The organism is Martinezella sp. CNPSo 3959 (assembly GCF_057784355.1).
The window spans coordinates 41,632-64,174 of the sequence record NZ_JBXSOV010000010.1 but is presented as its reverse complement, the minus strand read 5'-3'; the positions used below and the strand labels follow the sequence as shown (position 1 = coordinate 64,174).

The window sequence follows — 22,543 nt, the reverse complement described above, 5'->3', positions numbered from 1 at the left end:
CTGACACAGCGCAACGCTTTTTCAAGGGCGCTACTGCGCGCCGTCTGGCCGCACCCTGCTTGATGTCAATGAAAGGTAAAAAGAGGTTCAGTCTGAGGCCGGCTTCCAGTCCGGCGGTGCCATCTCGAAGCTCGAAAATTCGAAGCCGGGTGCCACCGTGCAGCCGACAAGCGTGAATTGCCCGAGGCTTTCGGCTGATTGCCACCAGTTGGCCGGAATGATGGCCTGCGGGCGCTCGCCCTTTGCCAGGTCGAGGCCCAGCACGAGGGTTTCGCTGGTCTTGCCGTCGGCGGAACGATGTAGGGCAAGCGGGGCACCGGCATAGTAGTGCCAGACTTCGGCTGCATCGTGCACCCGGTGCCAGTGCGAGCGTTCGCCGGTTTCGAGCAGATAGTAGATCGCCGTGGAATGGCCGCGGGCGCCGCCATTTTCGTCGCGAAAGGTCTGCACGTACCAGCCGCCTTCCGGATGCCGCTGCATGGAGAGCGTTTCGATGATCTCTTTTGCCTGCATCAGAAATTATCCTTGCGCTTGCGGATCTCGGCAAAGACCTCGTCGTTGCTGCGGCTTTCCATCAGCAGGTTGCGGCGGATCGCGGGATCGGCAGCGCGCAGGAACGGGTTCGTTTCCTTCTCCAGCGCCAGTGTCGTCGGGATGGTGAACTTGCCTTCCGCCCGCAGGGCTTCGATATCCGCCGCGCGTGCCTTCAGCCGCTCGTTGTCGGGGTCGATGGTCAGTGCGAAGCGGGCGTTGGAGAGCGTATATTCATGGCCGAAATAGACGGCCGTTTCGTCCGGCAGGACCGCAAGCTTCTGGAGGGAGGCCCACATATCGATTGCCGGCCGTTCGAACAGGCGGCCGCAACCGAGCGCAAACAGCGTGTCGGCGGCAAAGAGCAGCTTGTCGTCGGCAAAATGATAGCAGACATGGCCCGCGGTGTGGCCGGGCGTTTCGATGACATTGACCGTATGGCCAGCAAACTCGAACGTATCCCCATCAGCGACGGCGCGATCAAGGCCCGGGATGGCGACCGCCTCGTTGATCGGGCCGATGATCTCCAAGCCGAACTGTTCCTTCAACGCCAGATTGCCCTCGACATGATCGGTATGGTGATGCGTGGTCAGGATATGGCTGATGGTCCAGCTACGACGATCGGCGGCCTTCAGGATCGCACCTGCCTCCGGAGCGTCGATCGATGCCGTCAATCCGGTTTCGGGATCATGGACCAAGACGCCGTAATTGTCGGAACGGCAGATAAAAATCTCTAATTCCAATGGTTTCATGATCGAAATCGTCCTCATCTTTTCCGTGAATAGAGAATGTAAGCCGTTCGGCCTTGAAGTCCAACGTTCGGCTGATAACATTTGTTTCGATGCATACCGATATCGTCGATCTTCGTCAGTTTTATCATTCCGAGCTTGGTCGCTTGGCGGAGCAGTCGATTGCCATGGCGCTGTCCTCCATCTGGGCGCGCATGCCGGAGGAGAGGCTTGTCGGCCTTGGCTATGCGGTGCCTTATCTCGACCGTTTTCGTGCCGATACCGAACGCACCTTCGCCTTCATGCCGGCGGGACAGGGGGCGGTGAACTGGCCTATGGGCTCCGCTTCGGCGACGGCGCTGATCTTCGATGAGGAATTGCCGTTGCCGGATAGTTCGATCGACCGTGTGCTGATGGTGCATTCGCTGGAGTTTGCCGAAAGCCCGCGCGAGACGCTGAAGGAGCTTTGGCGCGTTCTGGCGCCCGGCGGGCGGCTGGTCATCGTCGTGCCGAACCGTACCGGCGTATGGGCGCGCATGGAGCATACGCCATTCGGCTCAGGCCGGCCCTATTCGCGTGGCCAGCTCACCTCGCTGCTGCGCGAAACCAATTTCACCCCCGGTGCGACCGCGGAGGCGCTGTTCTTCCCGCCTTCGAAGCTGCGAACCGTGCTGCGGCTGCGCCGCGCCTTCGAGCGGATCGGCCGAACCCTTTGGCCGGCTTTTTCCGGCGTCATCATCGTCGAGGCGCAGAAGCGGCTTTATCAGGGCCTGCCCGTTGCCGTCCGCGCCTCGCGCCGTGTCTTCGTGCCGGTGCTAGCGCCGCGCGGCATACCGACGACGCGCGATGGCGCGTGACGCTTTCGCCGTAGCGCCGACACTCGACAAATTTATCAATCCGCTTTAATGCGACGGGGTGTCATAAACCGGAATTTTCCGGTCTTTCCCAAGGTCGATCCCATGAGCATGGAAATGAGCAAGCCCGTCCCGCGTCCCGGCATTCTCGATATCGCTGCCTATGTGCCGGGCAAGGAGCATGCGCCGGGCGTTGCGCGCGTGTTCAAGCTCTCCTCGAACGAGACGCCGCTTGGCGCCAGCCCGAAGGCCATCGAAGCCTTCCGCGGTGCTGCCGGCAATCTCGAGCGCTATCCGGACGGACAGGCCAAGGAATTGCGCCAGGCGATCGCCGATGTGCATGGGCTGAATGTGGCCAATATCCTTTGCGGCGCCGGCTCCGACGAGCTGCTCGGGCTGCTCTGCCACACCTATCTCGGCACCGGTGACGAAGGCATCATCACCGAGCACGGCTTCCTGGTCTACAAGATCCAGATCATGGCCGCCGGCGCGACGCCGGTTACGGTCAGGGAGAAGGATTGCACAGTCGATGTCGACGCGATCCTCGCGGCGGTCACGGAGAAGACCAAAATGGTCTTCATCGCCAATCCGGCCAATCCGACAGGTACCTACGTGCCGGTCAGCGAGATCCGCCGCCTGCAGGCGAGCCTGCCCAAGCACGTCATCCTCATCCTCGACGCTGCCTATGCCGAATATGTCCGCCGCAACGACTACGAGGCTGGCCTTGAACTCGTTTCGGCAAACCAGAATGTCGTCATGACACGTACCTTCTCCAAGGTTTACGGCCTGGCAGCCCTTCGTATCGGCTGGATGTATGCCCCGGTCGATATCGTCGATGCGATCAACCGCGTGCGTGCTCCGTTCAACCTGAACGGCGCCGCCATTGCTGCCGGAGCCGCTGCCATTCGCGATCAGGCCTTTACGGAAAAGGCGGTCGCGCATAACACGCTCTGGATCGAGAAGATGACGGCTGCGCTCGAGGCTCTCGGCCTCAAGGTGACGCCGTCGGTTGCGAATTTCGTCCTGTTCCACTTCCCTGACAGCGACGGCAAGCGCGCCGTGGAGGCCGATGATTTCCTGACGAGCCGCGGCTATATCCTGCGCGCCGTTCGAGCCTACGGCTTCCCGAATTCGCTGCGCTTGAGCATCGGCACCGAAGAGGCCAATCTCGGCGTCATCGACGCTCTGGCCGAATTTATGGGACGCAAGGTATGAGCAACATTCAGTTCGATCGCATTGCGCTGATCGGCATCGGCCTGATCGGCTCCTCCATCGCCCATGACATCAAGCGCCTCGGCCTGGCCAAGGAAGTGGTGATCTCGACGCGCAGCGCCGAGACGCTGAAGCGTGCCGAAGAGCTGAAGCTCGGCGACCGCTATACGCCGTCCTCAGCCGAAGCGGTGAAGGGCGCCGATCTCGTCATCGTTTCCGTGCCTGTGGGCGCCTCGGAGAGCGTCGCCAAGGAAATCGCCGCGCATCTGAAGCCAGGCGCCATTGTTACCGATGTCGGCTCGACCAAGGCGTCGGTCATTGCACAGATGCAGCCGCATATGCCGTCGAACGTGCATTTCATTCCGGGCCATCCGCTGGCAGGTACGGAGAAATCCGGTCCGGATGCCGGTTTTCCGGGGCTGTTCAAGGGGCGCTGGTGCATCTTCACCCCGGTTCCCGGTACCGACGGGGCCGCGATCAAGACGCTTCGCACCTTCTGGGAAACTCTGGGCTCCCGTGTCGACGAGATGGATCCCGAACATCACGACAAGGTGCTGGCGATCGTCTCGCATCTGCCGCATCTCATCGCCTACAATATCGTCGGGACCGCCGATGATCTGGAGACGGTGACCGAGTCGGAAGTCATCAAATATTCCGCTTCCGGCTTCCGCGACTTCACCCGTCTCGCCGCATCCGATCCGACCATGTGGCGTGACGTGTGCCTGCACAATCGCGATGCGATTCTCGAAATGCTGTCGCGCTTCTCCGAGGATCTGGCATCGTTGCAGCGCGCCATCCGCTGGGGTGACGGCGACAAGATCTTCGAACTGTTTACCCGTACGCGCGCCATTCGTCGCTCGATCGTCGAAGCCGGCCAGGATGTCGACGTGCCGGATTTCGGCCGTCATGCGCTGGATGCGAAGGAATAGGCATCCTTATCCCACGGAAGGCCGCTCATGATCGTCAGACGCGGATGCTCTGAAGATTTGCCTTGGCTCACTGCGCACGATGACGTCCGTGACGATTGGATCAAGCGCTGCATTCATTACGGCGAATATTTTGTCGCCGAGCAGAATGGCGAGCTTGTCGGCTTCCTGCGCTTCAGCCGCTTCTGGGGCAAAATCCCCTATATGGACATGATCCGCGTACTGCCGTCATACCGACGCGAGGGCGTTGGAACCGCTCTGTTCCATGCCTGGGAACGCGCCATGATCGAAGAGGGTGCCGGGCATCTGATGACATCGAGCGAAAGGGCGGAAGCCGAGCCGCAGGCGTGGCATCGCCGCAACGGCTTCAAGGCGGCCGGCAGCATAGACCTCCGCAGCGTCCAGCCGAGCCCGGAGATATTCTTTGTGAAGGATATCTCCGGCATCCGCAAAGGATAGGCTCTCAGATCGGCGGGATCTTGCCGAGCGGGATGAAGCCGCTGAGCGAGAGGCGGCCGCGATCGGCGGTGAGATCGACGGAAACCTTATCGCCGCCATTGGCAAGCGCCTTCAGCATCTTCGTGGCCGTCTTGATGATGTTCTTGGCGGCGGGAAGCGTCGTGGTCAGGCTATCGCCCCAAGGCCCGATCTGATTGATCTCCAGCTTGAACTGGCCGGATAGAAGACCCTCATCGTCGAAATTGAAGGGGCCGGAAAGCGTCATGATGCGGCCGTCGCCGATGTCGATGACGGCCTGATGCAACATGCCCGCCGAGCCGCGAAGCCCCTCCCGGTCGCTGCCATCGAGCAGGCCGGCCTTGCCTGATAGTGTGACATTAGCGCTCGTGGATGCGGTCGGCAGGACCTGGGGGAAATCCTTGATCACGGCATTGGCATTTTCGACGCCGATCGCGAAATCCAGATCGCTGCCGTTCTGGCTGGCATGCATCTCCGTGCGGGCGGCTGTGACATTGACACTCTGGCCGGTGACGGAGGAGACGATGCCTGCCTTCAGTCCATTGATGACAGTCTGTGTCTGCGCCACGCCGCGGCCCTTGGCGACGAGGTTCGATTGCAGGTCGGCCCACTCTGCCGATACGGCCAGGCCCTCCGTCGTCCGCAACGCGGCAGGAGATTTCAGGCTCCAGCTCACATGGTTGGGCTGGAAGACCGGTGCGGAGGCGCTGAGCCTGTCGAAACTGGTGGAGACGCCCCGCGTCTGGTTGTCGACCGTCACGGTGTCGCAGGTCAGGCCGATGGAGAACGGAAAGCCGTTGAAGGCCATGTTCTCGCATTTGCCGGCAACGCCGGCGCTGTTCTGCTGGCCGAGCGCCTTCAGGACATTGCTCCTGACGAAACCGGTCGCATAGTACCAACCGCCGGTGTAAAGACCGGCCAGAACCACCACCAGCCCAAAAAGGATGAGCCACAGACGTTTGCCTCGACCGGTCGTTACGCTCTGGCTTGACGCTGCCATGTTGTTCTCCAATGGTTGAACTGAAGCTTCACAGTGATTTGGCGTTGGATATGGACGAATTTTGGGTGTTTGGCTACGGATCCCTCATGTGGAATCCGGGCTTTGGTTATGACGAGCGGGCCGAGGCCCTGATTTTCGGTTATCGTCGCTCGCTCTGCGTCCGTTCCTGGGTCCATCGCGGCACGGAAGAAAATCCCGGCCTGGTCCTCGGCCTCGATCGCGGCGGTTCCTGCCGCGGCATGGCCTTCCGGGTCCCCGCCTCCGAGTGGGACGAGGTGCTGACCTATCTGCGCGAACGCGAGCTCGTCACCAACGTCTATCTGGAAAAGACCCTGCCGATTCGGCTCGCTGACGGGCGGCGCGTAAACGCCGTAGCCTATGTCGTCGATCGCAACCACAGGCAATATGCCGGCTCGCTGGATGCCGTCGAGGCAGCGAATGTGGTGGAAGCTGCCAACGGCCGCTCCGGCCCGAACGATGCCTATGTCTTCAATACGCTGACGCATCTGCGGGACATGGGCATTCGCGATCACTGGCTCGAACAGGTCGCCGGCGAGGTGGAGCGGATGCGAAAGGCATCCTGAACCTATCGCATAGAATCGAGAGTTCGCTCAGACCGCGGCGGTGACCGGCTTTGTCTTGCCGATTTCGGCCAAGCGCTGGACTGCGGTCGGAGGAAGCGGCAGATGCGGATTGTTGGCGACGGTTTCGACCAGCAGCTCGTCGCTTGCTCTTTCCGTTTCCTCGATCAGGCGCGCGAAGAAGGCATCCGGGTCCATGCCGGGCTCGATCGGCGGCAGGATGCGCACCTTGAGATGGCCGGGATACTTGCGGAAGGTGCGGCGCGGCCAGAAAAGGCCGGGATGCATGGCGACCGAGACCACGGGAATTCCGAGGTCGCGATACATGCGGGCAATGCCGTATTTGTAGACTGGCTCGGCGCCCGGCGGGCGGCGCGTACCCTCGGGATAGATGATGAGCTGGCGGCCGGTGGCGAGCTCTTCGCGCGTGCGCTTCAGGACGTCGAACATCACCTTGCCGCGGGCGCTGCGATCCACGGGAATCATGCGCTGCTTCTTCGCATACCAGCCGAATAGAGGGATCCACAAAAGCTCGCGCTTCAGGATATAGACCGGATCGTCGAGATAGGGCAGTAGCGCGAATGTATCCCAGAAGGATTGGTGCTTTGGCGCGAAGATGAAGCTGCCCTTGGGGAGATTTTCAAGGCCCTCGATCTCGAAGGTGGTGCCGACGATCTTCTCCATCAGCCAGGTGCTGGATTTCGCCCATGCCTTCGGGATCGCGTAGGCCGCCTTGCGCGGCATGAGGAAGTAAATCGGCGTCAACACGATCATGCGAATGATCAGATTGGCATAAAAGGCCGTGTTGAACAGGATCGAACGCAAGATAATCATCGAGGCTTTTCCAATGCACCGGCTTGCGCCGGCATCCGAAGGTTTGCCTACACGATTACAGCGTCAATAAAAAGTCGGTCTTTGCGTGGTTTCGCACCTTCAAGCGCGTTGCCTCTCCGAGATTCGGCCTTTGCTGCGAGCCTCAGTCGTCGTCTTCAGCCGACTGCCGCGAGCGCAGGCCTACCGGCCGCCCGAGGCCGGTCAGGTTGCGGGCACCGGCGAGGAGGACCTTCGCATATTCGGAGATCATCGTCCGCAGCGCATTCGGGTCCGTGAACCAGTTCTTGCTCTTCAGATCCGAGTTGACGACCGGATAGGGAATGAAATCGGTCGAGGGATCGACATATTTCAGTTCGGCGAGGCTACGGGGCATATGGTAGTTGTTCGTGACAACGAGAACGCTCTTGTAGCCCCTGGCGTGAATCCACTTTGCCGCTTCGCGGGCATTGCCGATCGTATCGAGCGCGTCGTAGCCGATGTCGACACAGCAGCTGAACAGGCTGGCGGAACTCTGCGTCAATTTGCGAATCTGCGTCGGCGTGGTGGTCGGATGTGCGCCCGAGATCAGGAGACGGTTTCCGGCGCCGGTCCGTAGCAGCTCCACCGCCTGATCGATCCGCTGATAGCCGCCGGTCAGCACGACGATGGCATCAGCCTTCGGCTCGAGCGGCGGTTTCAAGGTAGTGATCGAATCGGCAAAATGCAGGAAGCCGCCGAAAACGATGGCGGCGAGGAAGATGAAGGCGAAGCCGCCCCAGCGCAAGAGACGCCGGAACAGGCTGCGGCGCACGGGTCTATCGCCGCTGGGGCGTGTCCGCAGCGACTGCAAACTTATGGTCTTGCGAGTCGTCAGATCCATGCTCATGATTCGCTATTATACGCCAATTGCGGCAAGGAACGGGCTGGCACACGGTAAAAAAACATCGCTGAAGCGTCAATTCGGTACGCTATCCGTCCGCCCGGGATCGGAACGAACCAGATCGATCTCATAGATCGTGTGCATGACGGTGAAACGTGCCGTCAGCGTCGTCAGCAGCGCGATGATGATCATGGTGGCGAGAATGCCGATATAGCCGAGCGCGCCGACGGAGAAAGTCCCGAACAATGCGGTTGCCTGATCGGTCTGCGGTGTAGCGATCGTATGGCTCTGCAGGAGGCCGGCTGTCGCGAAGAAAAGCGCGGCGAGCGCGCTGCCGGCTCCCGAGCCTTTGAGGCTGATCTTCAGGAAATGCTTCTGGAATTCATTGGCGACGAAGGTGCTTTCGGCGCCGACGAAATGCAGGACTTCGACAATATGGCGGTTGCCCGACAATGCGCCGCGCGTAGCGAAAACCACAGTCAGAACCATAGCGGTGAAGACCAGCAGCAGGACGCCGGTACCGATGAGAACGGTGGTATGCGCCATCGACACGAGCCGGTCGACCCAGGTGCGATGATCGTCCAGCGTCGCCTGTGGGATCTGCGCCTTGAGCAATGCGCGCATCGCTTCGAAGTCAGGCGGATGCGTCTCATCGATGGTGATGATGACGAGGCGCGGAACGGGCAGTTCCTTGATATCGAGGCCGGCGCCGAGCCACGGTTCGAGCAGGCGCGCGGTCGCCGCCTCGTCGACAATCTGGCCCGATTTGGTGCCGACGAAGCTGAGCGCGATATCGCGGGCGCTCGCGAGCGCCTTTTCCATGTCGAGATTGTCATCCGGCTTGATCTGTATGGTGATCTCGCGGGAAATCTGGCTTTCCCAACTTGCCGCCGTCGAGCGCACCATGCTGACCGCACCGAGCGTCAGGCAGGCGAGAAAGGCCATGATGGCAATGACGACGATGAGCGCATTGCCTTGAATGTTGGAGGACGGCACGATCGGCCCCGTCGGACGAACGCGCATCTCCGGGCGCTTGCGTTCTGCCGGCGCCGCGGGCGCTTGCCGTGCCTGCGGTGCACGGGCATTCGGGGCTGTCCTGCGGGGGCGGGGGTCAGTCATAGATATCGAGATGCCCCCCCGATAGGATCATGCGTCTCGCCTCGATCTGGTCCATCAAAGCGAGATCGTGCGTGGCAATGACCACGGCAGTCCCGAGCCGGTTAAGCTCGAGAAAGAGATTGAGCAGGCGGCGCGCCATCGGCGGATCGACATTGCCTGTGGGCTCGTCGGCAAGCAGGATTTCCGGGCGGTCGATGAGGGCGCGCGCGATGGCCGCGCGCTGTTTCTCGCCGCCCGAAAGAACCGGCGGCAGCACGTTGATGCGCTCGCCGAGCCCCACCCATTTCAAAAGTTCGAGGACGTCGGTGCGATAGGAGCTTTCGTCCTTGCCGCGCACGCGGAGCGGCAACGCAACGTTTTCATAGGTCGTCAGATGCTCGAGCAGCCGGAAATCCTGAAAGACGATGCCGACACGGCGGCGAAGCAGCGGCAGTTCGTTGCGCGGGATCGAGGAGATCTCCCGGTCGAACATGCGGATCAGCCCACGCGTCGGCTGCAGCGACATGAAGAGCAGCCGCAACAGTGTCGTCTTGCCGGCGCCGGAGGGGCCGGTCAGGAACTGGAACGATTTCCTCGGTATGTCGAAGCTCAGGTCGCGGAGGATTTCCGGACCCATGCCGTAGCGCAAACCGACGTTCTCAAAATGAATCAACGGGCAGTCCAGTCTTCCGCAGGGTTCAATCAGGCGACTTGTTAACCAATGGCATTAACAGCCGGTAAATTTTTCTGGAAAGGCGCCCTATTCATGGCGATCTTTGCGAAGCATTAACCAATAAAATTTACGACTGGGCAGGATTCGTTTCAATGCCCAGATTGGCAATGGGCGTCGAAACCATGTGGATCACCGCAACGGGAGGCCATCATGGGCGCTTTTCGCCACCGTCAACAGCAGGCGGGGCTGGTTTATGACCTCATTCCGCCCGAACGAGGAGCGGGGTCGGGCCAGGCGCATTACGTCATGCCGAAGCCCGATATCGTCGATGCTGAATTCGTGACCGTTTCCGCCGCACGCGGACGGACTGTGTCCGGTGTTAACATGCGCTATGGCGGGCATACCAGACCAAAACCGCAACCGGTGACGCGCAAGACCACCTTCTCACGCATCCTGTCCGTCTTGCGCGGTGTCGAGGAGGTTCTGCAGCAGGCATCGCGGCGCAGCTTCGTCGCGCTGATCATTTGCCTCGCAATCTTGATTTTCGGTCTTTCCGGCGGTTTTTCCGGTCTCTCCAACGCGCCCGCCGAGGCGGCGTCCGATCCGCTGCAGTTCTCGCATGTGACACTGACGCCACGGGATGAGAGCGGGCTGCCCGTCTTGAGATTGAACGGCATCATCGAGAATGTCAGCGGTGCCACGCTTTCGGTTCCGCAGGTGCGCGCCGATCTTTTTGCAGGCGGCCAGCTGGTCAGGAGCATCGTTGTGGATACGCCCGTCGATCGCCTCGGGCCGCATGAAAGCCGCGGATTTTCGACGCGATTGCAGCATCCCGGTGGAAAAACGCCGGATGTCCGGCTTTCCTTCATGCCGTAGGGGGTGTGTCGGGCTTGCCGATTGTGCTAGGGGCTACTGCTTTAGAGTGCTACAGCGACCTTTGCGCGTCCTATGTGACACGCGGCGCTGTAGAGCTTGATCGGCGGCCAGGGGCCGCTTAGCCATGGAGCATGCCAATCAATGCCTGTCGTACGCGGGAAGAATATCGAGCCGCTTTTCACTGCCGAGCAGATTGCCGAGCGCAATCATGCCTTGGCGAAGGAAATCGCCAAGGGGCCGACGAAGGACCTCCTCGTCATCGCCATCCTCAAGGGCTCATTTATCTTCGCAGCCGATTTGCTCCGTGCTCTGCATGAGACCGGGCTTGCCCCGGAGGTCGAGTTCATCACGCTTTCGAGCTACGGCGCCGGCACGACGTCGCAGGGCGTGCGCATCGTCAAGGACATCGACAGCGACGTCAAGGATCGGGACGTGCTGCTTATCGACGACATTCTGGAATCGGGCCGCACGCTGCGTTTCGCCAAGGAGCTGCTCTATGAGCGCGGCGCCCGTAATGTCACGCTGGCCGTCCTGCTCGATAAGAGCGTCAAGCGCCAGGAAGAGCTGGAGGCCGATTATGTTGGCTTCGAATGCCCCGATTATTTCGTTGTCGGCTACGGCATGGATGTCGCCTACGCCTTCCGCGAATTGCCCTTCGTCGGTGTCGTCACGGGCGACGCCGAGGCCTGATCTTGAGTTAATGCAGGCGGCATGTCCGCCTGTGCCATTCTGCTCCAGCGATGACGAACCGTTAACCACGGAGCTTGATCGCCTGTCCGCTGTTTACCTATCGCAAACGGAATTCTGGTGATTTCGGTCGCGGAACATGACGGACCAGGAGCACGGACCATGGCAAAAATTCTGATCACGGAAGACGAGGACTCGCTGCGCAGCTTCGTCGCCCGCGCGCTGCGCTTGGACGGCCACGAGACCGAAGAGGCGGCAGACGGCGCGGAAGGCTTGGAAAAGCTGAAAGAGGGCGGCTATGATCTGCTTCTCTCCGATATCCGCATGCCCGTGATGGACGGTATCGAGCTCGCGCATCAGGCACATTCGACGTGCCCGGGGATGAAAATCCTGCTGATGACCGGCTATGCGGAGCAGCGCGAGCGCGCTGACGACCTTATGGAAAAGATCGTCGACGTCGTTGCCAAGCCATTTGCGCTGCCAGACATCCGAAAGGCTGTCGCGCGGGCTTTGGCTGCCTGACGTTGATTTCTGGTCAGCACGAGCGTCCTCGTGCTGGCTCCATTCTCGTGATGGACGGTAGCCCGAAGCTGCCTTACTGACCTAAATTCAGCAGACGTTCCAGATAGCGCCGTTCTTCGCTGAGCGTGGGATTGTTGCTCAGCCGCTCGCGAATGGCGTCGAGAATTTGGCGGGCGCGCTCTGCGTTGATGATATCAGGCACCATGTTGTCGTTAGGGTTGTCCGAGAAACCACCCTCGTTGCGCGACCGGCCGAGCGGATCGCGGCCGTTTTGACCGCCTTGGCCCATCTGCCCCGGCATCTGTCCCTGACCCTGCCCCTGGCCTTGTCCCTGCTGCATCTGGGCCATAAGCTGGTTCATCATTTCGCGCGTGCCCTTGCGCAGGGCGTCCAGCGCGCGTCCCTGGCCCTGCACCGCGCCTTCACCGTTGCCCTCGGCAAGCTGACCGGACGCGCCCTTCATTTCCTGCTGTGCCTTGCCGTAATTCTGATTCGGCTTCATGCCCAGTGAGCCAAGGTTTTTCTGGAGTTCGCCAAGCTGCTTGCCGAGATCCTCCTGCTGCTGGCGCAGTTGCTTCAGCGCGTCGCGGAGCTGATCGGCCGTCATGCCATCGGTGGGATCCTTGCCCTTATCGCCCTGCTGGTTCTGGCCTTGCTGCTGATCCTGCTGGCCTAGGCTGCGCTGGCCCATATCCGGGCGCATCGGGTCGTTGAGGCCGGGCATGGGCTGATCCATTAAGCCGTCGCCATCCTCATTGGAATCGCCGCGCTGCATGCGGTCACGCATGGCCTGATCGAGCTTGAAGGTCTGATCCATCAGCTTCTGCTGATCGCGCATGATGCGGCCGAGCTTGTCCATCTGCTCGCGCATCTTGTCGTTGGCCTGGTTCTGCTGCTGCCCCTGCTGCGGCTTGCCGGCCTGCAGGCTGTTCATCAGCTGCTGCAGTTCGGAAAGCATCTGCTGTGCGGCCTGGCGATTGCCGGAGCGGGCGAGATTCTCGATCTGATCCATCATGCGCTGCAGATCCTGCTGGCGCAGGATATTGGCGGAACGCTGGTTTGGCTGGGCCGGCATGTTGCGCATGCGCTCGGCCAGCTCCTTCATATAGGCGTCCATCGCCTTGCGCAGTTCGTCAGTCAGCTTCTTGATCTCGGCGTCGGGGGCGTTGCGCTGAAGCGCATCGGAGAGCTTCTGCTGGGCGTCGCGCAGGGCCTTTTCCGCGTCCGTCAACTGCGCATCTTCCATGCCGAGCGCGATCTGCCAGAGATAATCGGCCGTATCCTTCAGCGAGGTCTCGTTGCTCGCGAGCTTCATGCGCGTCAGCGCCGACTTGAGCGCTAGATAGTTGCCGAGATCGGGGATTGTTTCTTCGGGCCGTATGGTCAGAGACTTGTTGAGCTCGATCGCTTCCGGCATCTTGCGCGTATCGAGCGCGAAGACCTGACGTTCTTCGGCCACGGCGGCAGCAAGCGGCTGGCTGAAATTACGGGACGGCAATACCATCTCGTAAGGTGAGCTGCGTCCCGTCTGGCCGGCACCGTCCTTGGCGACGAGGGTGATGCGCACGCGCTTGCCGGCCAGCGGATCCTGAGTCAGATCATGGCTTGCCAGACCCTTGCCATTGCGGCGGTCGCGACGCGGCATTTCGAGCTTGAATTCCGGCAAGCCATAAAGCGGCGTCGCGGCAGGATCGGATTCCACGGGCACGATCTCGGCACGGGCTTCCTCGACGCCGTAATCATCCCTAACCTTGAAGCCGAGTTCCAGCGCACCGCTGGCCGTCGCATGTGGAACGCCGTCGAAGGTGATCTCCGGAGGCTTGTCGACGACCACATTGAAGGACCAGGACTTGCCGTTGACGGTGAGTTCGCCACCCTTTTCAAGCTTCAGGACGTGCGTGCGGGCGACCATCCCGTCCGCGGCCGGGATATTGCCGGTGCCGTTTGCTGCAGGCGGCACGGCGGGAGGCGTTGCAGGTCTTGCGCCCGCCGGACCCTGCTTGTCGGCATCAGCGGCCTGCTCGGGAATTTCGGCGCCTTTTTCCGCGCCAGCCGCCTGGAACAGCACTTTCTCATCCGTCGCAGCACCCGAAACACGCACGGTGAGTTCGGAGAATTGCGGCACGCTCAGGCTATTGCCGGCATTGTCGACATTGCCCGTCAGATAGACCGGTGGCTCGCCGGTATAATAGGGCGGGGTGACCCAGGCATCGACGCGGACATCCGGATTGCTCGAGGTGGAGGTCGATGCCGTGAAGGCATCACTGAGCGAGCCGCCGCTGTTGGACATGGAGAAGCTGAAGGCCGTTACCAGCAGCAATGCAGGGACTGCGCGCAATGCAAAGCGGTCGTAGCGTGTGATATCCGGCCTGGGCAGGCCCGCATCTAGAGCGGCGATGCGTTCGGCCATGCGCGTCTGGTGCTCGCGCCAGAGTGCCCGCGCAAACGGAGTATCCAGCGCCGGTTCGTCTTCCTGCACCGTAACGGGCTGGTGTGCGAGCCCATTGCGCTCTTCCAGCAGTCGGTCCGCCTCTGTGGTGTTCGGCCAGTGCAGGCGGCGTAGCGGATAGAAGGAGACGGCGAAGCCGACCGCGAAGACGGCAAGCAGCAGAAAGCGCAGAGTATCCGGCGCCATGCGAAAAATGCCGAACCAGGCGACGGAGAGGAAAAGGGCCAGAATGGATGCCGGCAACAGCAGCCGTGGCAGAAGCTGTTCGCTGACCAGAACCAGCCGCGCAAAGAGACGCTTGACCGCAACCATGCGCGCCAGCGCCGGACGGGTGGCGAAAGCGCCCTTCTTAGGGTTGCTGGGGCTGGTCATCGGTCCGGTCTTCTCCCGATCTGACGTTGGCTAGTAGCCCGTTTGGGTGGCGCGGCGTCCCACACGCTCGCGCACGCGGTGCCCGGCGAGACACCATTCAATCAAAGATAACATTCTTTGTGGCGAAGACGAGGGCAACGGGCATGAAAGGCTGTTTTTTCACCGGACTTCGCCGAAACGTGATCGGGCAGGACGGCTATTCCACCGTCCCCCGAGATCATGGATTGAAGCCGATTATCCCTCAAGCCAGGCCGGGATCGAATCCAGGGCAATCAGCTCTTCGTAGGTCGCGCGCGGGCGGATGACGTGGAATTCATTGCCCTTGACCAGCACTTCGGGAACCAGAAGCCGGCTGTTGTAGGTACCGGCCTGCACAGCGCCATAGGCACCGGCCGAGCCGACGGCCAGTAGATCGCCGGGCTTCGGCAGTGCCATCTCGCGGTCGAGCGCCAGATAATCGCCCGTCTCGCAGACCGGGCCAACGACATCGGCCTTGATGCGCGGCGTGCTTGCATCGCCGACCGCTACCGGCCTGATTTCGTGATAGGCCTCATAAAGTGTCGGGCGGATAAGATCGTTCATGGCGCCGTCGACGATGACGAAGCTCTTGTCGCCGCCATCTTTCACATAGATGACTTCGGTCACCAGAATGCCGGCATTGCCGACGATCAGGCGGCCGGGCTCGGTGACGATCCGGCAGTTGAGGCCACGCAGCTGGTTCTTGACGATCTCGGCATAGGCATCCGGCAGCGGCGGCGGATTGTTGTCGTCGCGATAGGGAATGCCGAGGCCGCCGCCGATATCGACATGATGGATATCGTGACCATCGCCGCGCAGCGTTTCCACGAGGTCGCGCAGCAGCTTGAAAGCGTCGTCGAAGGGCTGCAGCTCGGTGATCTGGCTGCCAATGTGCATATCGATGCCGGTGACCTTGATCCCAGGCAGGTTGGCGGCGCGCTCATAGACGGCGCGGGCGCGCTGCCATGAAATGCCGAACTTGTTTTCCTTCTTGCCGGTCGAAATCTTCGCATGCGTGCGCGCATCGACATCGGGATTGATGCGGAAGGAGACAGGCGCCACCTTGCCGGCGCGGACGGCGCGCTGATTCAGCACTTCCAGTTCCGGCTCGGATTCGACGTTGAAGCAGTAGATGCCGGCTTCGAGCGCTGCGTCCATTTCCTGCGCCGTCTTGCCGACGCCGGAGAACATGATGCGGCTTGCCGGAATGCCTGCAGCCAGTGCGCGGCGCAACTCACCGACAGAGACGACATCGACGCCGGCGCCGAGGCGGCCGAGCGTCTTCAGCACCGCCTGGTTGGAATTGGCCTTCATGGCATAGCAGACCATGGCATCGACATCGCCGAAGGCTTCCGCGAAGACGCGGTAGTGGCGTTCCAACGTAGCCGTCGAATAGACGTAGAAGGGGGTACCGACCGCCTTGGCGATCTCCGGAACCGGTACATCCTCGGCGTAGAGGATGCCGTCGCGATACTCAAAATGGTTCACAGTCGTTGCCTAATTAGAGAAGCGGGTCGAGGAAGAACTTCTTGTCCTCCGTGCCCGGCTCCTTCGTCGGCTTGGAGACGTCGCCGCCCTTGGTCGCGTGCGCACTCGGCGGATCGAGAGGGCCTTTGCGGCCACATCCGACAACGGCAAGGCCGACGACCGAAAGCACGACGGTCAGGCGGATGATGTGCGGCATGTTGATCTGCATCGAAATCCTCTTGGGCGGCAAACGCGAAAGCAGTCCTTCATAGCGAAGTTTCCGAGCCTTGTGCACCCTGATTGTTGGTTATGACTTTCGGCGATTTTCTCAGTTGCGGGCGCGCCAGAAGGCGATCTGCTTGAGCACTTCCGAAGGCGCCGTGCCGCCGAAGCTCTTGCGGCTGGCGACCGAGGCCTCGACCGTCAGGACATCGAAGATCTTGTCGGTGATATCCGGATGGATCGCCTGCAGGTCTGCAAGCGAGAGCTCCGCCAGCTCGCAGGATTTGCTTTCGGCAAGCGCCACGGCGCGGCCCGTTACATGGTGGGCATCGCGGAACGGCAGGCCGGCCTCACGCACCAGCCAATCGGCGAGATCGGTGGCGGTGGAATAGCCGGATCCGGCGGCGGCCTTCATGCGGGCGGTGTTGATCGTCATATCGCGCATCATGCCGGTCATGGCGGCAATGGCGAGTTCCAGGCTTTCGGCAGCGTCGAAGACCTGTTCCTTGTCTTCCTGCATGTCCTTGGAATAGGCGAGCGGCAGGCCCTTCATGATCGTCAGCAGCGCCACCAGCGAGCCGTTGATGCGGCCGGTCTTGGCGCGCACGAGTTCGGCGGCATCCGGATTCTTCTTCTGCGGCATGATGGAGGAGCCGGTGGAGAAGGCATCGGAGAGGCGCACGAAGCCGAATTGCGGCGTGGACCAGATGACGATCTCTTCGGCAAGGCGCGATAGATGCATGCCGGCGATCGCTGCAATCGACAGGAATTCCAGGGCAAAATCGCGGTCGGAGACGGTATCGATCGAGTTGCGGGTCGGCTCGCGGAAGCCGAGCGCCTTAGCCGTCATGTGGCGATCGATCGGAAAGCCGGTGCCGGCAAGGGCTGCGGCGCCGATCGGGGATTCGTCCATGTGCTCGATGGCGTGACGCACGCGCGAGCGGTCGCGGCCGAACATCTCGACATAGGCCATGCAGTGATGGCCGAAGGTGACGGGCTGTGCCGTTTGCAGATGCGTAAAGCCAGGCATGACGCTCTCGGCATGTTCCTCGGCACGGTCGAGGAAGGCAGAGATGAGCTCGGTCAGCGCCTGCTCGCACTTCTGCAGCTCTTCCTTCACCCAGAGGCGGAAATCGAGCGCCACCTGGTCGTTGCGCGAGCGTGCGGTGTGCAGACGGCCCGCAGCCGGGCCGATCAAGGTCGCAAGCCGCGCCTCGACGTTCATGTGGATGTCTTCGAGGCGGCGTGAGAATTCGAAATTGCCGCTTTCGATCTCTGACAGGATCGTGTTCAACCCGTGAACGATCTTGTCTTTATCCTCGGTTGAAATGATGCCTTGATTGGCGAGCATGCTCGCATGCGCGATTGAGCCGCGGATGTCCTGGGCAAACAGCTTCTTGTCGAAATCGATCGAGGCATTTATCTCCTCCATGATTGCCGCGGGGCCGGAAGCGAAACGCCCGCCCCACATCTGGTTGGAGGATTTGGTGTCCGTGCCGTCAGTCATGAGATGCCCACCTGGAGAATGTAATGACAGCAAAGAAGCCGTTCGGTCTGCCGTCCATGAAACTTGTTATGCTTGCCGCCGTCGCCGGGGTTATTGCCGGTGCGGCAGCGGTATACGTGAAGGAGGCGGGGTATGGCAATGGTATTGGTGAAACGGCCTTGGCCGATCAATGCGGGACTGCCAGGGATCGTGCCGCTGCCCTGATGCCTTTCACCAAGGGGCAGGTCGCTGCCATGAGCGTGCCGCCGGCACCGATCTCGCTCCAGGGTGTTTCCTTCAAGGGGGCTGACGGGCAGCCGCTGTCGATGAGCAATTTCGCCGGCAAGACCGTGCTCTTGAATGTCTGGGCGACATGGTGCGTGCCGTGCCGCGAGGAAATGCCGGCACTGAATGCGCTTGAGAAGAGCGTCGGCAGCGACAAGTTCGAAGTGGTCGCCGTCAATATCGATACCGGCGACGATGAAAAGACCAAAGCCTTTCGTGCGGAATATGCGATCGACAAGCTCGGCTACTACCGCGACAACACCATGGGCGTGTTCAATGCGCTGAAGAAACAGGGTCTGGCCTTCGGCCTGCCGGTGACGCTGCTCATCGACGACAAGGGCTGCCTGCTGTCAGCGATGAACGGTCCGGCGGCCTGGGACAGCGAGGATGCGAAGAACCTGGTGAAGGCGGCGGCGGGGATTTGATTTTCCTCCTTCTCCCCTCGCGGGAGAAGGTGTTTTATCGAGTCGGAACGGGCGTTTCGCCGCGGTAGTCGTAGAAGCCGCGGCCGGATTTGCGGCCGAGCCACCCGGCCTCGACATATTTTACCAAGAGCGGGCAGGGGCGATACTTGGAGTCGGCGAGCCCATCATGCAGCACCTGCATGATCGAAAGGCAGGTGTCGAGGCCGATGAAGTCGGCAAGCTGCAGCGGGCCTATCGGATGGTTGGCGCCCAGCCGCATGGCGGTGTCGATGGCATCGACGGTGCCGACGCCTTCATAGAGCGTATAGATCGCCTCGTTGATCATCGGCAGCAGAATGCGATTGACGATGAAGGCGGGGAAATCCTCGGCGACGGTGATCGTCTTTTCCAGCGAAGAAACATAGTCCTTGGCGGTGGAGAAGGTCGATTCGTCGGTAGCGATACCGCGCACCAGTTCCACCAGCTTCATGACCGGAACCGGATTCATGAAGTGGATGCCCATGAAGCGCTCGGGACGGTCGGTGGCGGAGGCAAGGCGGGTGATCGACAGTGACGAGGTATTCGTTGCGAGCAGCGCTTCGGGCTTCAGCACCGGACATACCTGCGCATAGATCTTGCGCTTGACGCTTTCGTCTTCCGTCGCAGCCTCAATGGCGAGATCGACCTGAGCGAGATCGTTGAGATCGGCGGAGCCGGTGATGCGGGCAAGGGCTGCCTTGCGTTCCTCGTCGGTCGTCTTGCCGGACGCGACCTGGCGGGCGAGGTTGCCGTTGATGGTGGCTAGCCCGCTTTCGATGCGGTCCTGCGCGAGATCGTAGATGTGAACCTTGTAGCCGGCCATGGCGGACACATGGGCAATGCCGCAGCCCATCTGGCCCGCGCCGATAATACCGATCGTCTTCAGCGAACTCATTGCCAACTCCCCGGCGCGCTCCTGGCGATGCGCTATGCTTTTAACTCAAATTTGCCGGGCCATTTCTAGCCCGGCAAAGATTGATAGACCTATAAGAGACGATTTTCCAGTCTCTCGCAACTGCGAGAAGGCCGGTGGGTGCGATCAAAGCGCCTTCTGGAGTTCCGGCAGTGCCTCGAAGAGGTCGGCGACGAGGCCGTAGTCGGCGATCTGGAAGATCGGGGCTTCCTCGTCCTTGTTGATGGCGACGATGACCTTCGAATCCTTCATGCCGGCCAGATGCTGGATGGCACCGGAAATGCCGCAGGCGATATAGAGCTGCGGTGCGACCACCTTGCCGGTCTGGCCGACCTGCCAGTCGTTCGGGGCATAGCCGGCATCGACGGCAGCGCGGGAGGCGCCGACGGCAGCACCGAGCTTGTCGGCAACCGGCAGGATGACTTCGCGGAACTTCTCGGCAGAGCCGAGTGCACGGCCGCCCGAGATGATGATCTTGGCCGAGGTTAGCTCCGGACGATCCGAGCTCGACAGCGCATCGCCGACGAAGGTGGACAGCGCTGGATCAGCAGCGGCAGAGACCGTCTCGATCGCGGCCGAACCCCCTTCGGCAGCGGACGCGAAGGAAGCCGTGCGCACGGTGATGACCTTCTTGGCGTCGGTCGACTGCACCGTCTGGATGGCATTGCCGGCGTAGATCGGCCGCTTGAAGGTGTCTGCGGAGACCACTTCGATGATTTCGGAGACCTGGGCGACATCAAGCAGGGCGGCAACGCGCGGCAGCACGTTCTTGCCGACCGAGGTTGCGGCGCCGATGATCACGTCGTAGGAGCCGGAAAGCGATACGATGAGGGCTGCCAGCGGTTCTGCGAGATTGTTGGCGAGACTTGCATCCTCGGCAACCAGCACCTTCGAGACACCGGCAAGCTTGGCCGCCTGCTCGGCTGCAGCCTGGGCGCCAGCGCCGGCGACCAGTACGTGAATGTCGCCGCCAATCTTTGCGGCCGCCGTCAGCGCCTTGGCGGTCTGATCGGAGAGGTGGGCATTGTCGTGATCAGCCAGAAGAAGAATGGCCATATGTCTAACTCCTCGTTCGGACTGGGTTACAGGACGCCGGCTTCGGTCTTGAGCTTTTCGACCAGCTCGGCAACCGAGCCGACCTTGACGCCCGCCTTGCGGCCGCCGGGCTCTTCCGTCTTCAACACCTTCAGCCGCGGCTCGGTCGAGACGCCGAAATCGGCCGGGCTCTTCTTGTCGAGCGGCTTCTTCTTGGCCTTCATGATGTTCGGCAGCGAGGCGTAGCGCGGCTCGTTCAGGCGCAGGTCTGACGTGACGACGGCCGGCAGCTTGACCTCGATCGTCTGCAGGCCGCCATCGACTTCGCGGGTCACCTTGGCGCTTCCCTCACCGATCTCGATCTTCGAGGCGAAGGTGGCCTGGGCGGCGCCCAACAAGGCTGCCAGCATCTGGCCGGTCTGGTTCGAGTCGTCGTCGATCGCCTGCTTACCGACGATGATGAGGCCCGGCTGCTCGGCGTCGGCGACGCCCTTCAGGATCTTGGCGACGGCGAGCGGCTCCACCGCATCGTCGGTCTCGACGAGGATGGCGCGATCCGCGCCCATGGCGAGCGCCGTGCGCAATGTCTCCTCGGCCTTGGCAGGTCCGATCGATACGACCACCACTTCCTCGGCCTTGCCGGCTTCCTTCAGGCGTAGCGCCTCTTCGACCGAAATCTCGTCGAACGGGTTCATCGACATCTTCACGTTCGAAAGCTCAACGCCGGAACCATCCGGCTTCACGCGAATCTTGACGTTATAGTCAACAACCCGCTTGACGGGGACGAGAATCTTCATGGAATCCTTCCTTCAACATGACCGCCCGAGAACATGCGCTGTTTAGCGCCATTCCATTTGTCGAATGGCGACATGGATACGCGTTTTTTTCCCAATTACAACGCTTCCAGGCCGCTGAGAGACGAATTGCTTGAAAGGCATAAATAACGTTTACGTCAACGTCAATATATGTGCCCTTGCGATTGGCATGTGCCGCTATCGATTCTTGCCGGGAACCCAGAGCACATCGCCTCGGCCCTTATCGTTCGCGTAGCGCGCCGCAACGAAAAGCAAATCGGAGAGCCGGTTGACGTATTTCAGCGCCGCCGGGCTGACGCGTTCGCCTTGCTCACGCGACAGTGCCACCATCAGTCGCTCGGCACGTCTGGCAATGGTGCGGGCGAGGTGCAGATGGGCAGATGCGGCGCTTCCGGCCGGCAGAACGAAGGATTTCAACGGCTCGAGATCGGCATTGAGCAAATCGATATCATGTTCCAGGCGTTCGACCTGGTGGTCGGTGATGCGCAAGGGTTCATAGGGTAGGGGCTCGTCCGTTTCGGGCGTCGAAAGATCGGCGCCCAGATCGAAGAGATCGTTCTGGATGCGCATCAGCATCGCGTCGATCTCGGGCATGTCACCCATGTGCAGCCGGGCAACGCCGATGGCGGAATTGGCTTCATCGACCGTGCCATAGCTTTCGACGCGCAGATCGTGCTTCAGCCGCCTGGGACCTGCGGCAAGGCCCGTCGTGCCATCGTCGCCGGTCTTGGTATAGATCTTGTTGAGCTTGACCATCGTGTTCCTGTGGTTAGAGCATTTCGCTTTTCTTGGGATCGCGAAATGCTCTAACCCTTTGTTTTACTTAATTCCGGACGGAAAACCGCTTCGCACTTTTCCTAGAATAGCTTTCGAGCATGGTGCCGAAAAGTGTGAGCGGTTTCAGATTTTAGGTCGAACAGACCTAAAATCATCCGGCTCTAGGCCGGGCGGCCGCCGCCGGTCAGCCAGAGCGTCAGCATGATCAGGATCACCGCCACTGCCTGCAGCAACACACGCAGCTGCATCAGCCGGTTCGAAAGGTTCGGGTTGTCGCCTTTCATCATGTTCAGCAGGCCGCGAACAAGAACGATCGCGACAAGTCCCATGACAATGATGGCGGCAACATAAGTAACGGTAGACATGGCTCCTCCATCCTTGTCTGCTTTTAAGCACTCTCAAG

Annotated in this window: 25 protein-coding genes; 9 read left to right on the top strand and 16 right to left on the bottom strand. The window is 61.2% G+C overall.

Features of this window, described 5'->3' with window-relative positions; translation table 11 throughout:
- Window positions 1-87: 87 nt before the first annotated feature.
- Window positions 88-513, bottom strand: a complete 426-nt coding sequence (locus tag AC13RE_RS20150; protein WP_132720679.1) for a cupin domain-containing protein — start codon at window positions 511-513, stop codon at window positions 88-90.
- Window positions 513-1,283 carry a hydroxyacylglutathione hydrolase gene (gene gloB / locus AC13RE_RS20145; RefSeq protein WP_488564242.1) on the bottom strand — a complete coding sequence of 257 codons (771 nt, stop codon included), beginning with the start codon at window positions 1,281-1,283 and terminating at the stop codon, window positions 513-515. Before gloB ends, AC13RE_RS20150 begins: the two co-directional genes overlap by 1 nt.
- A 53-nt stretch (window positions 1,284-1,336) precedes the next feature.
- Between gloB and AC13RE_RS20140 the strand changes: the two genes are divergently transcribed.
- From AC13RE_RS20140 to AC13RE_RS20125, 4 genes are all read left to right on the top strand, one after another.
- Complete coding sequence (locus AC13RE_RS20140) at window positions 1,337-2,116, top strand: class I SAM-dependent methyltransferase (protein WP_041677690.1); 780 nt, start codon at window positions 1,337-1,339, stop codon at window positions 2,114-2,116.
- A gap of 102 nt (window positions 2,117-2,218) precedes the next feature.
- Window positions 2,219-3,328 carry a histidinol-phosphate transaminase gene (gene hisC, locus AC13RE_RS20135; protein WP_488564241.1) on the top strand — a complete coding sequence of 370 codons (1,110 nt, stop codon included), beginning with the start codon at window positions 2,219-2,221 and terminating at the stop codon, window positions 3,326-3,328.
- On the top strand, window positions 3,325-4,254 hold the full coding sequence (locus tag AC13RE_RS20130) for a prephenate/arogenate dehydrogenase family protein (protein ID WP_488564240.1): 930 nt from the start codon (window positions 3,325-3,327) through the stop codon (window positions 4,252-4,254). The genes hisC and AC13RE_RS20130 overlap by 4 nt, the downstream gene beginning before the upstream one ends.
- A gap of 27 nt (window positions 4,255-4,281) precedes the next feature.
- Entirely contained in the window at window positions 4,282-4,710 is a 429-nt protein-coding gene (locus AC13RE_RS20125) for a GNAT family N-acetyltransferase (protein WP_488564239.1), read from the top strand.
- Between the two features lie 4 nt (window positions 4,711-4,714).
- Here AC13RE_RS20125 and AC13RE_RS20120 read toward each other — a convergent pair whose 3' ends face one another.
- Window positions 4,715-5,728 (bottom strand): DUF2125 domain-containing protein, encoded by a 1,014-nt coding sequence (locus AC13RE_RS20120; RefSeq protein ID WP_488564238.1) that lies wholly within the window; start codon window positions 5,726-5,728, stop codon window positions 4,715-4,717.
- 11 nt (window positions 5,729-5,739) lie between these two features.
- Here AC13RE_RS20120 and AC13RE_RS20115 point away from each other — a divergent pair, with 11 nt between their 5' ends.
- Window positions 5,740-6,312 carry a gamma-glutamylcyclotransferase gene (locus AC13RE_RS20115; RefSeq protein ID WP_488564237.1) on the top strand — a complete coding sequence of 191 codons (573 nt, stop codon included), beginning with the start codon at window positions 5,740-5,742 and terminating at the stop codon, window positions 6,310-6,312.
- A gap of 27 nt (window positions 6,313-6,339) precedes the next feature.
- Here AC13RE_RS20115 and AC13RE_RS20110 read toward each other — a convergent pair whose 3' ends face one another.
- The 4 genes from AC13RE_RS20110 to ftsE form a co-directional block, all read right to left on the bottom strand.
- Entirely contained in the window at window positions 6,340-7,143 is an 804-nt protein-coding gene (locus tag AC13RE_RS20110) for a lysophospholipid acyltransferase family protein (RefSeq protein ID WP_132720686.1), read from the bottom strand.
- Window positions 7,144-7,285: 142 nt separating this feature from the next.
- Entirely contained in the window at window positions 7,286-8,008 is a 723-nt protein-coding gene (locus AC13RE_RS20105; RefSeq protein ID WP_488564236.1) for a YdcF family protein, read from the bottom strand.
- A gap of 69 nt (window positions 8,009-8,077) precedes the next feature.
- On the bottom strand, window positions 8,078-9,025 hold the full coding sequence (locus AC13RE_RS20100) for a cell division protein FtsX (RefSeq protein ID WP_112336440.1): 948 nt from the start codon (window positions 9,023-9,025) through the stop codon (window positions 8,078-8,080).
- Between the two features lie 88 nt (window positions 9,026-9,113).
- A complete protein-coding gene (ftsE, locus tag AC13RE_RS20095) occupies window positions 9,114-9,773 on the bottom strand; it encodes a cell division ATP-binding protein FtsE (protein ID WP_015341323.1) in 660 nt (219 codons plus the stop codon).
- A 210-nt stretch (window positions 9,774-9,983) separates the two neighbouring features.
- Here ftsE and AC13RE_RS20090 point away from each other — a divergent pair, with 210 nt between their 5' ends.
- The 3 genes from AC13RE_RS20090 (at window position 9,984) to AC13RE_RS20080 (ending at window position 11,858) form a co-directional block, all read left to right on the top strand.
- A complete protein-coding gene (locus AC13RE_RS20090; RefSeq protein ID WP_488564235.1) occupies window positions 9,984-10,649 on the top strand; it encodes a hypothetical protein in 666 nt (221 codons plus the stop codon).
- Window positions 10,650-10,790: 141 nt separating this feature from the next.
- Complete coding sequence (gene hpt / locus AC13RE_RS20085; protein WP_132720689.1) at window positions 10,791-11,339, top strand: hypoxanthine phosphoribosyltransferase; 549 nt, start codon at window positions 10,791-10,793, stop codon at window positions 11,337-11,339.
- Between the two features lie 159 nt (window positions 11,340-11,498).
- The gene (locus AC13RE_RS20080; RefSeq protein WP_106999186.1) at window positions 11,499-11,858 is read left to right on the top strand and encodes a response regulator; all 360 of its coding nucleotides are present in this window, start codon (window positions 11,499-11,501) and stop codon (window positions 11,856-11,858) included.
- Between the two features lie 73 nt (window positions 11,859-11,931).
- On the opposite strand, the gene AC13RE_RS20075 is transcribed toward AC13RE_RS20080, so the two are convergent.
- The 4 genes from AC13RE_RS20075 to argH form a co-directional block, all read right to left on the bottom strand.
- A complete protein-coding gene (locus tag AC13RE_RS20075) occupies window positions 11,932-14,679 on the bottom strand; it encodes a TIGR02302 family protein (RefSeq protein WP_488564234.1) in 2,748 nt (915 codons plus the stop codon).
- Between the two features lie 234 nt (window positions 14,680-14,913).
- The gene (lysA, locus tag AC13RE_RS20070) at window positions 14,914-16,185 is read right to left on the bottom strand and encodes a diaminopimelate decarboxylase (protein WP_488564233.1); all 1,272 of its coding nucleotides are present in this window, start codon (window positions 16,183-16,185) and stop codon (window positions 14,914-14,916) included.
- A gap of 13 nt (window positions 16,186-16,198) precedes the next feature.
- The gene (lptM, locus tag AC13RE_RS20065) at window positions 16,199-16,393 is read right to left on the bottom strand and encodes an LPS translocon maturation chaperone LptM (protein ID WP_015341316.1); all 195 of its coding nucleotides are present in this window, start codon (window positions 16,391-16,393) and stop codon (window positions 16,199-16,201) included.
- A gap of 99 nt (window positions 16,394-16,492) precedes the next feature.
- A complete protein-coding gene (argH, locus tag AC13RE_RS20060; RefSeq protein WP_488564232.1) occupies window positions 16,493-17,893 on the bottom strand; it encodes an argininosuccinate lyase in 1,401 nt (466 codons plus the stop codon).
- A 23-nt stretch (window positions 17,894-17,916) separates the two neighbouring features.
- Between argH and tlpA the strand changes: the two genes are divergently transcribed.
- Window positions 17,917-18,582: a thiol:disulfide interchange protein TlpA gene (gene tlpA / locus AC13RE_RS20055; RefSeq protein WP_488564231.1), complete on the top strand. Its 666-nt coding sequence runs from the start codon at window positions 17,917-17,919 to the stop codon at window positions 18,580-18,582.
- A 34-nt stretch (window positions 18,583-18,616) separates the two neighbouring features.
- On the opposite strand, the gene AC13RE_RS20050 is transcribed toward tlpA, so the two are convergent.
- The 5 genes from AC13RE_RS20050 to AC13RE_RS20030 all read right to left on the bottom strand — a co-directional run bounded on the left by AC13RE_RS20050 (window position 18,617) and on the right by AC13RE_RS20030 (window position 22,505).
- Window positions 18,617-19,495, bottom strand: coding sequence for a 3-hydroxybutyryl-CoA dehydrogenase (locus AC13RE_RS20050; RefSeq protein WP_488564230.1), 879 nt, complete (start codon window positions 19,493-19,495; stop codon window positions 18,617-18,619).
- 144 nt (window positions 19,496-19,639) lie between these two features.
- Window positions 19,640-20,569, bottom strand: coding sequence for an electron transfer flavoprotein subunit alpha/FixB family protein (locus tag AC13RE_RS20045; RefSeq protein WP_015341312.1), 930 nt, complete (start codon window positions 20,567-20,569; stop codon window positions 19,640-19,642).
- A gap of 26 nt (window positions 20,570-20,595) precedes the next feature.
- Window positions 20,596-21,345, bottom strand: a complete 750-nt coding sequence (locus AC13RE_RS20040; protein ID WP_488564229.1) for an electron transfer flavoprotein subunit beta/FixA family protein — start codon at window positions 21,343-21,345, stop codon at window positions 20,596-20,598.
- A 195-nt stretch (window positions 21,346-21,540) separates the two neighbouring features.
- Window positions 21,541-22,119 (bottom strand): cob(I)yrinic acid a,c-diamide adenosyltransferase, encoded by a 579-nt coding sequence (locus AC13RE_RS20035; protein ID WP_488564228.1) that lies wholly within the window; start codon window positions 22,117-22,119, stop codon window positions 21,541-21,543.
- Between the two features lie 182 nt (window positions 22,120-22,301).
- Window positions 22,302-22,505, bottom strand: a complete 204-nt coding sequence (locus tag AC13RE_RS20030; RefSeq protein ID WP_047630776.1) for a twin transmembrane helix small protein — start codon at window positions 22,503-22,505, stop codon at window positions 22,302-22,304.
- Window positions 22,506-22,543: the final 38 nt, after the last annotated feature.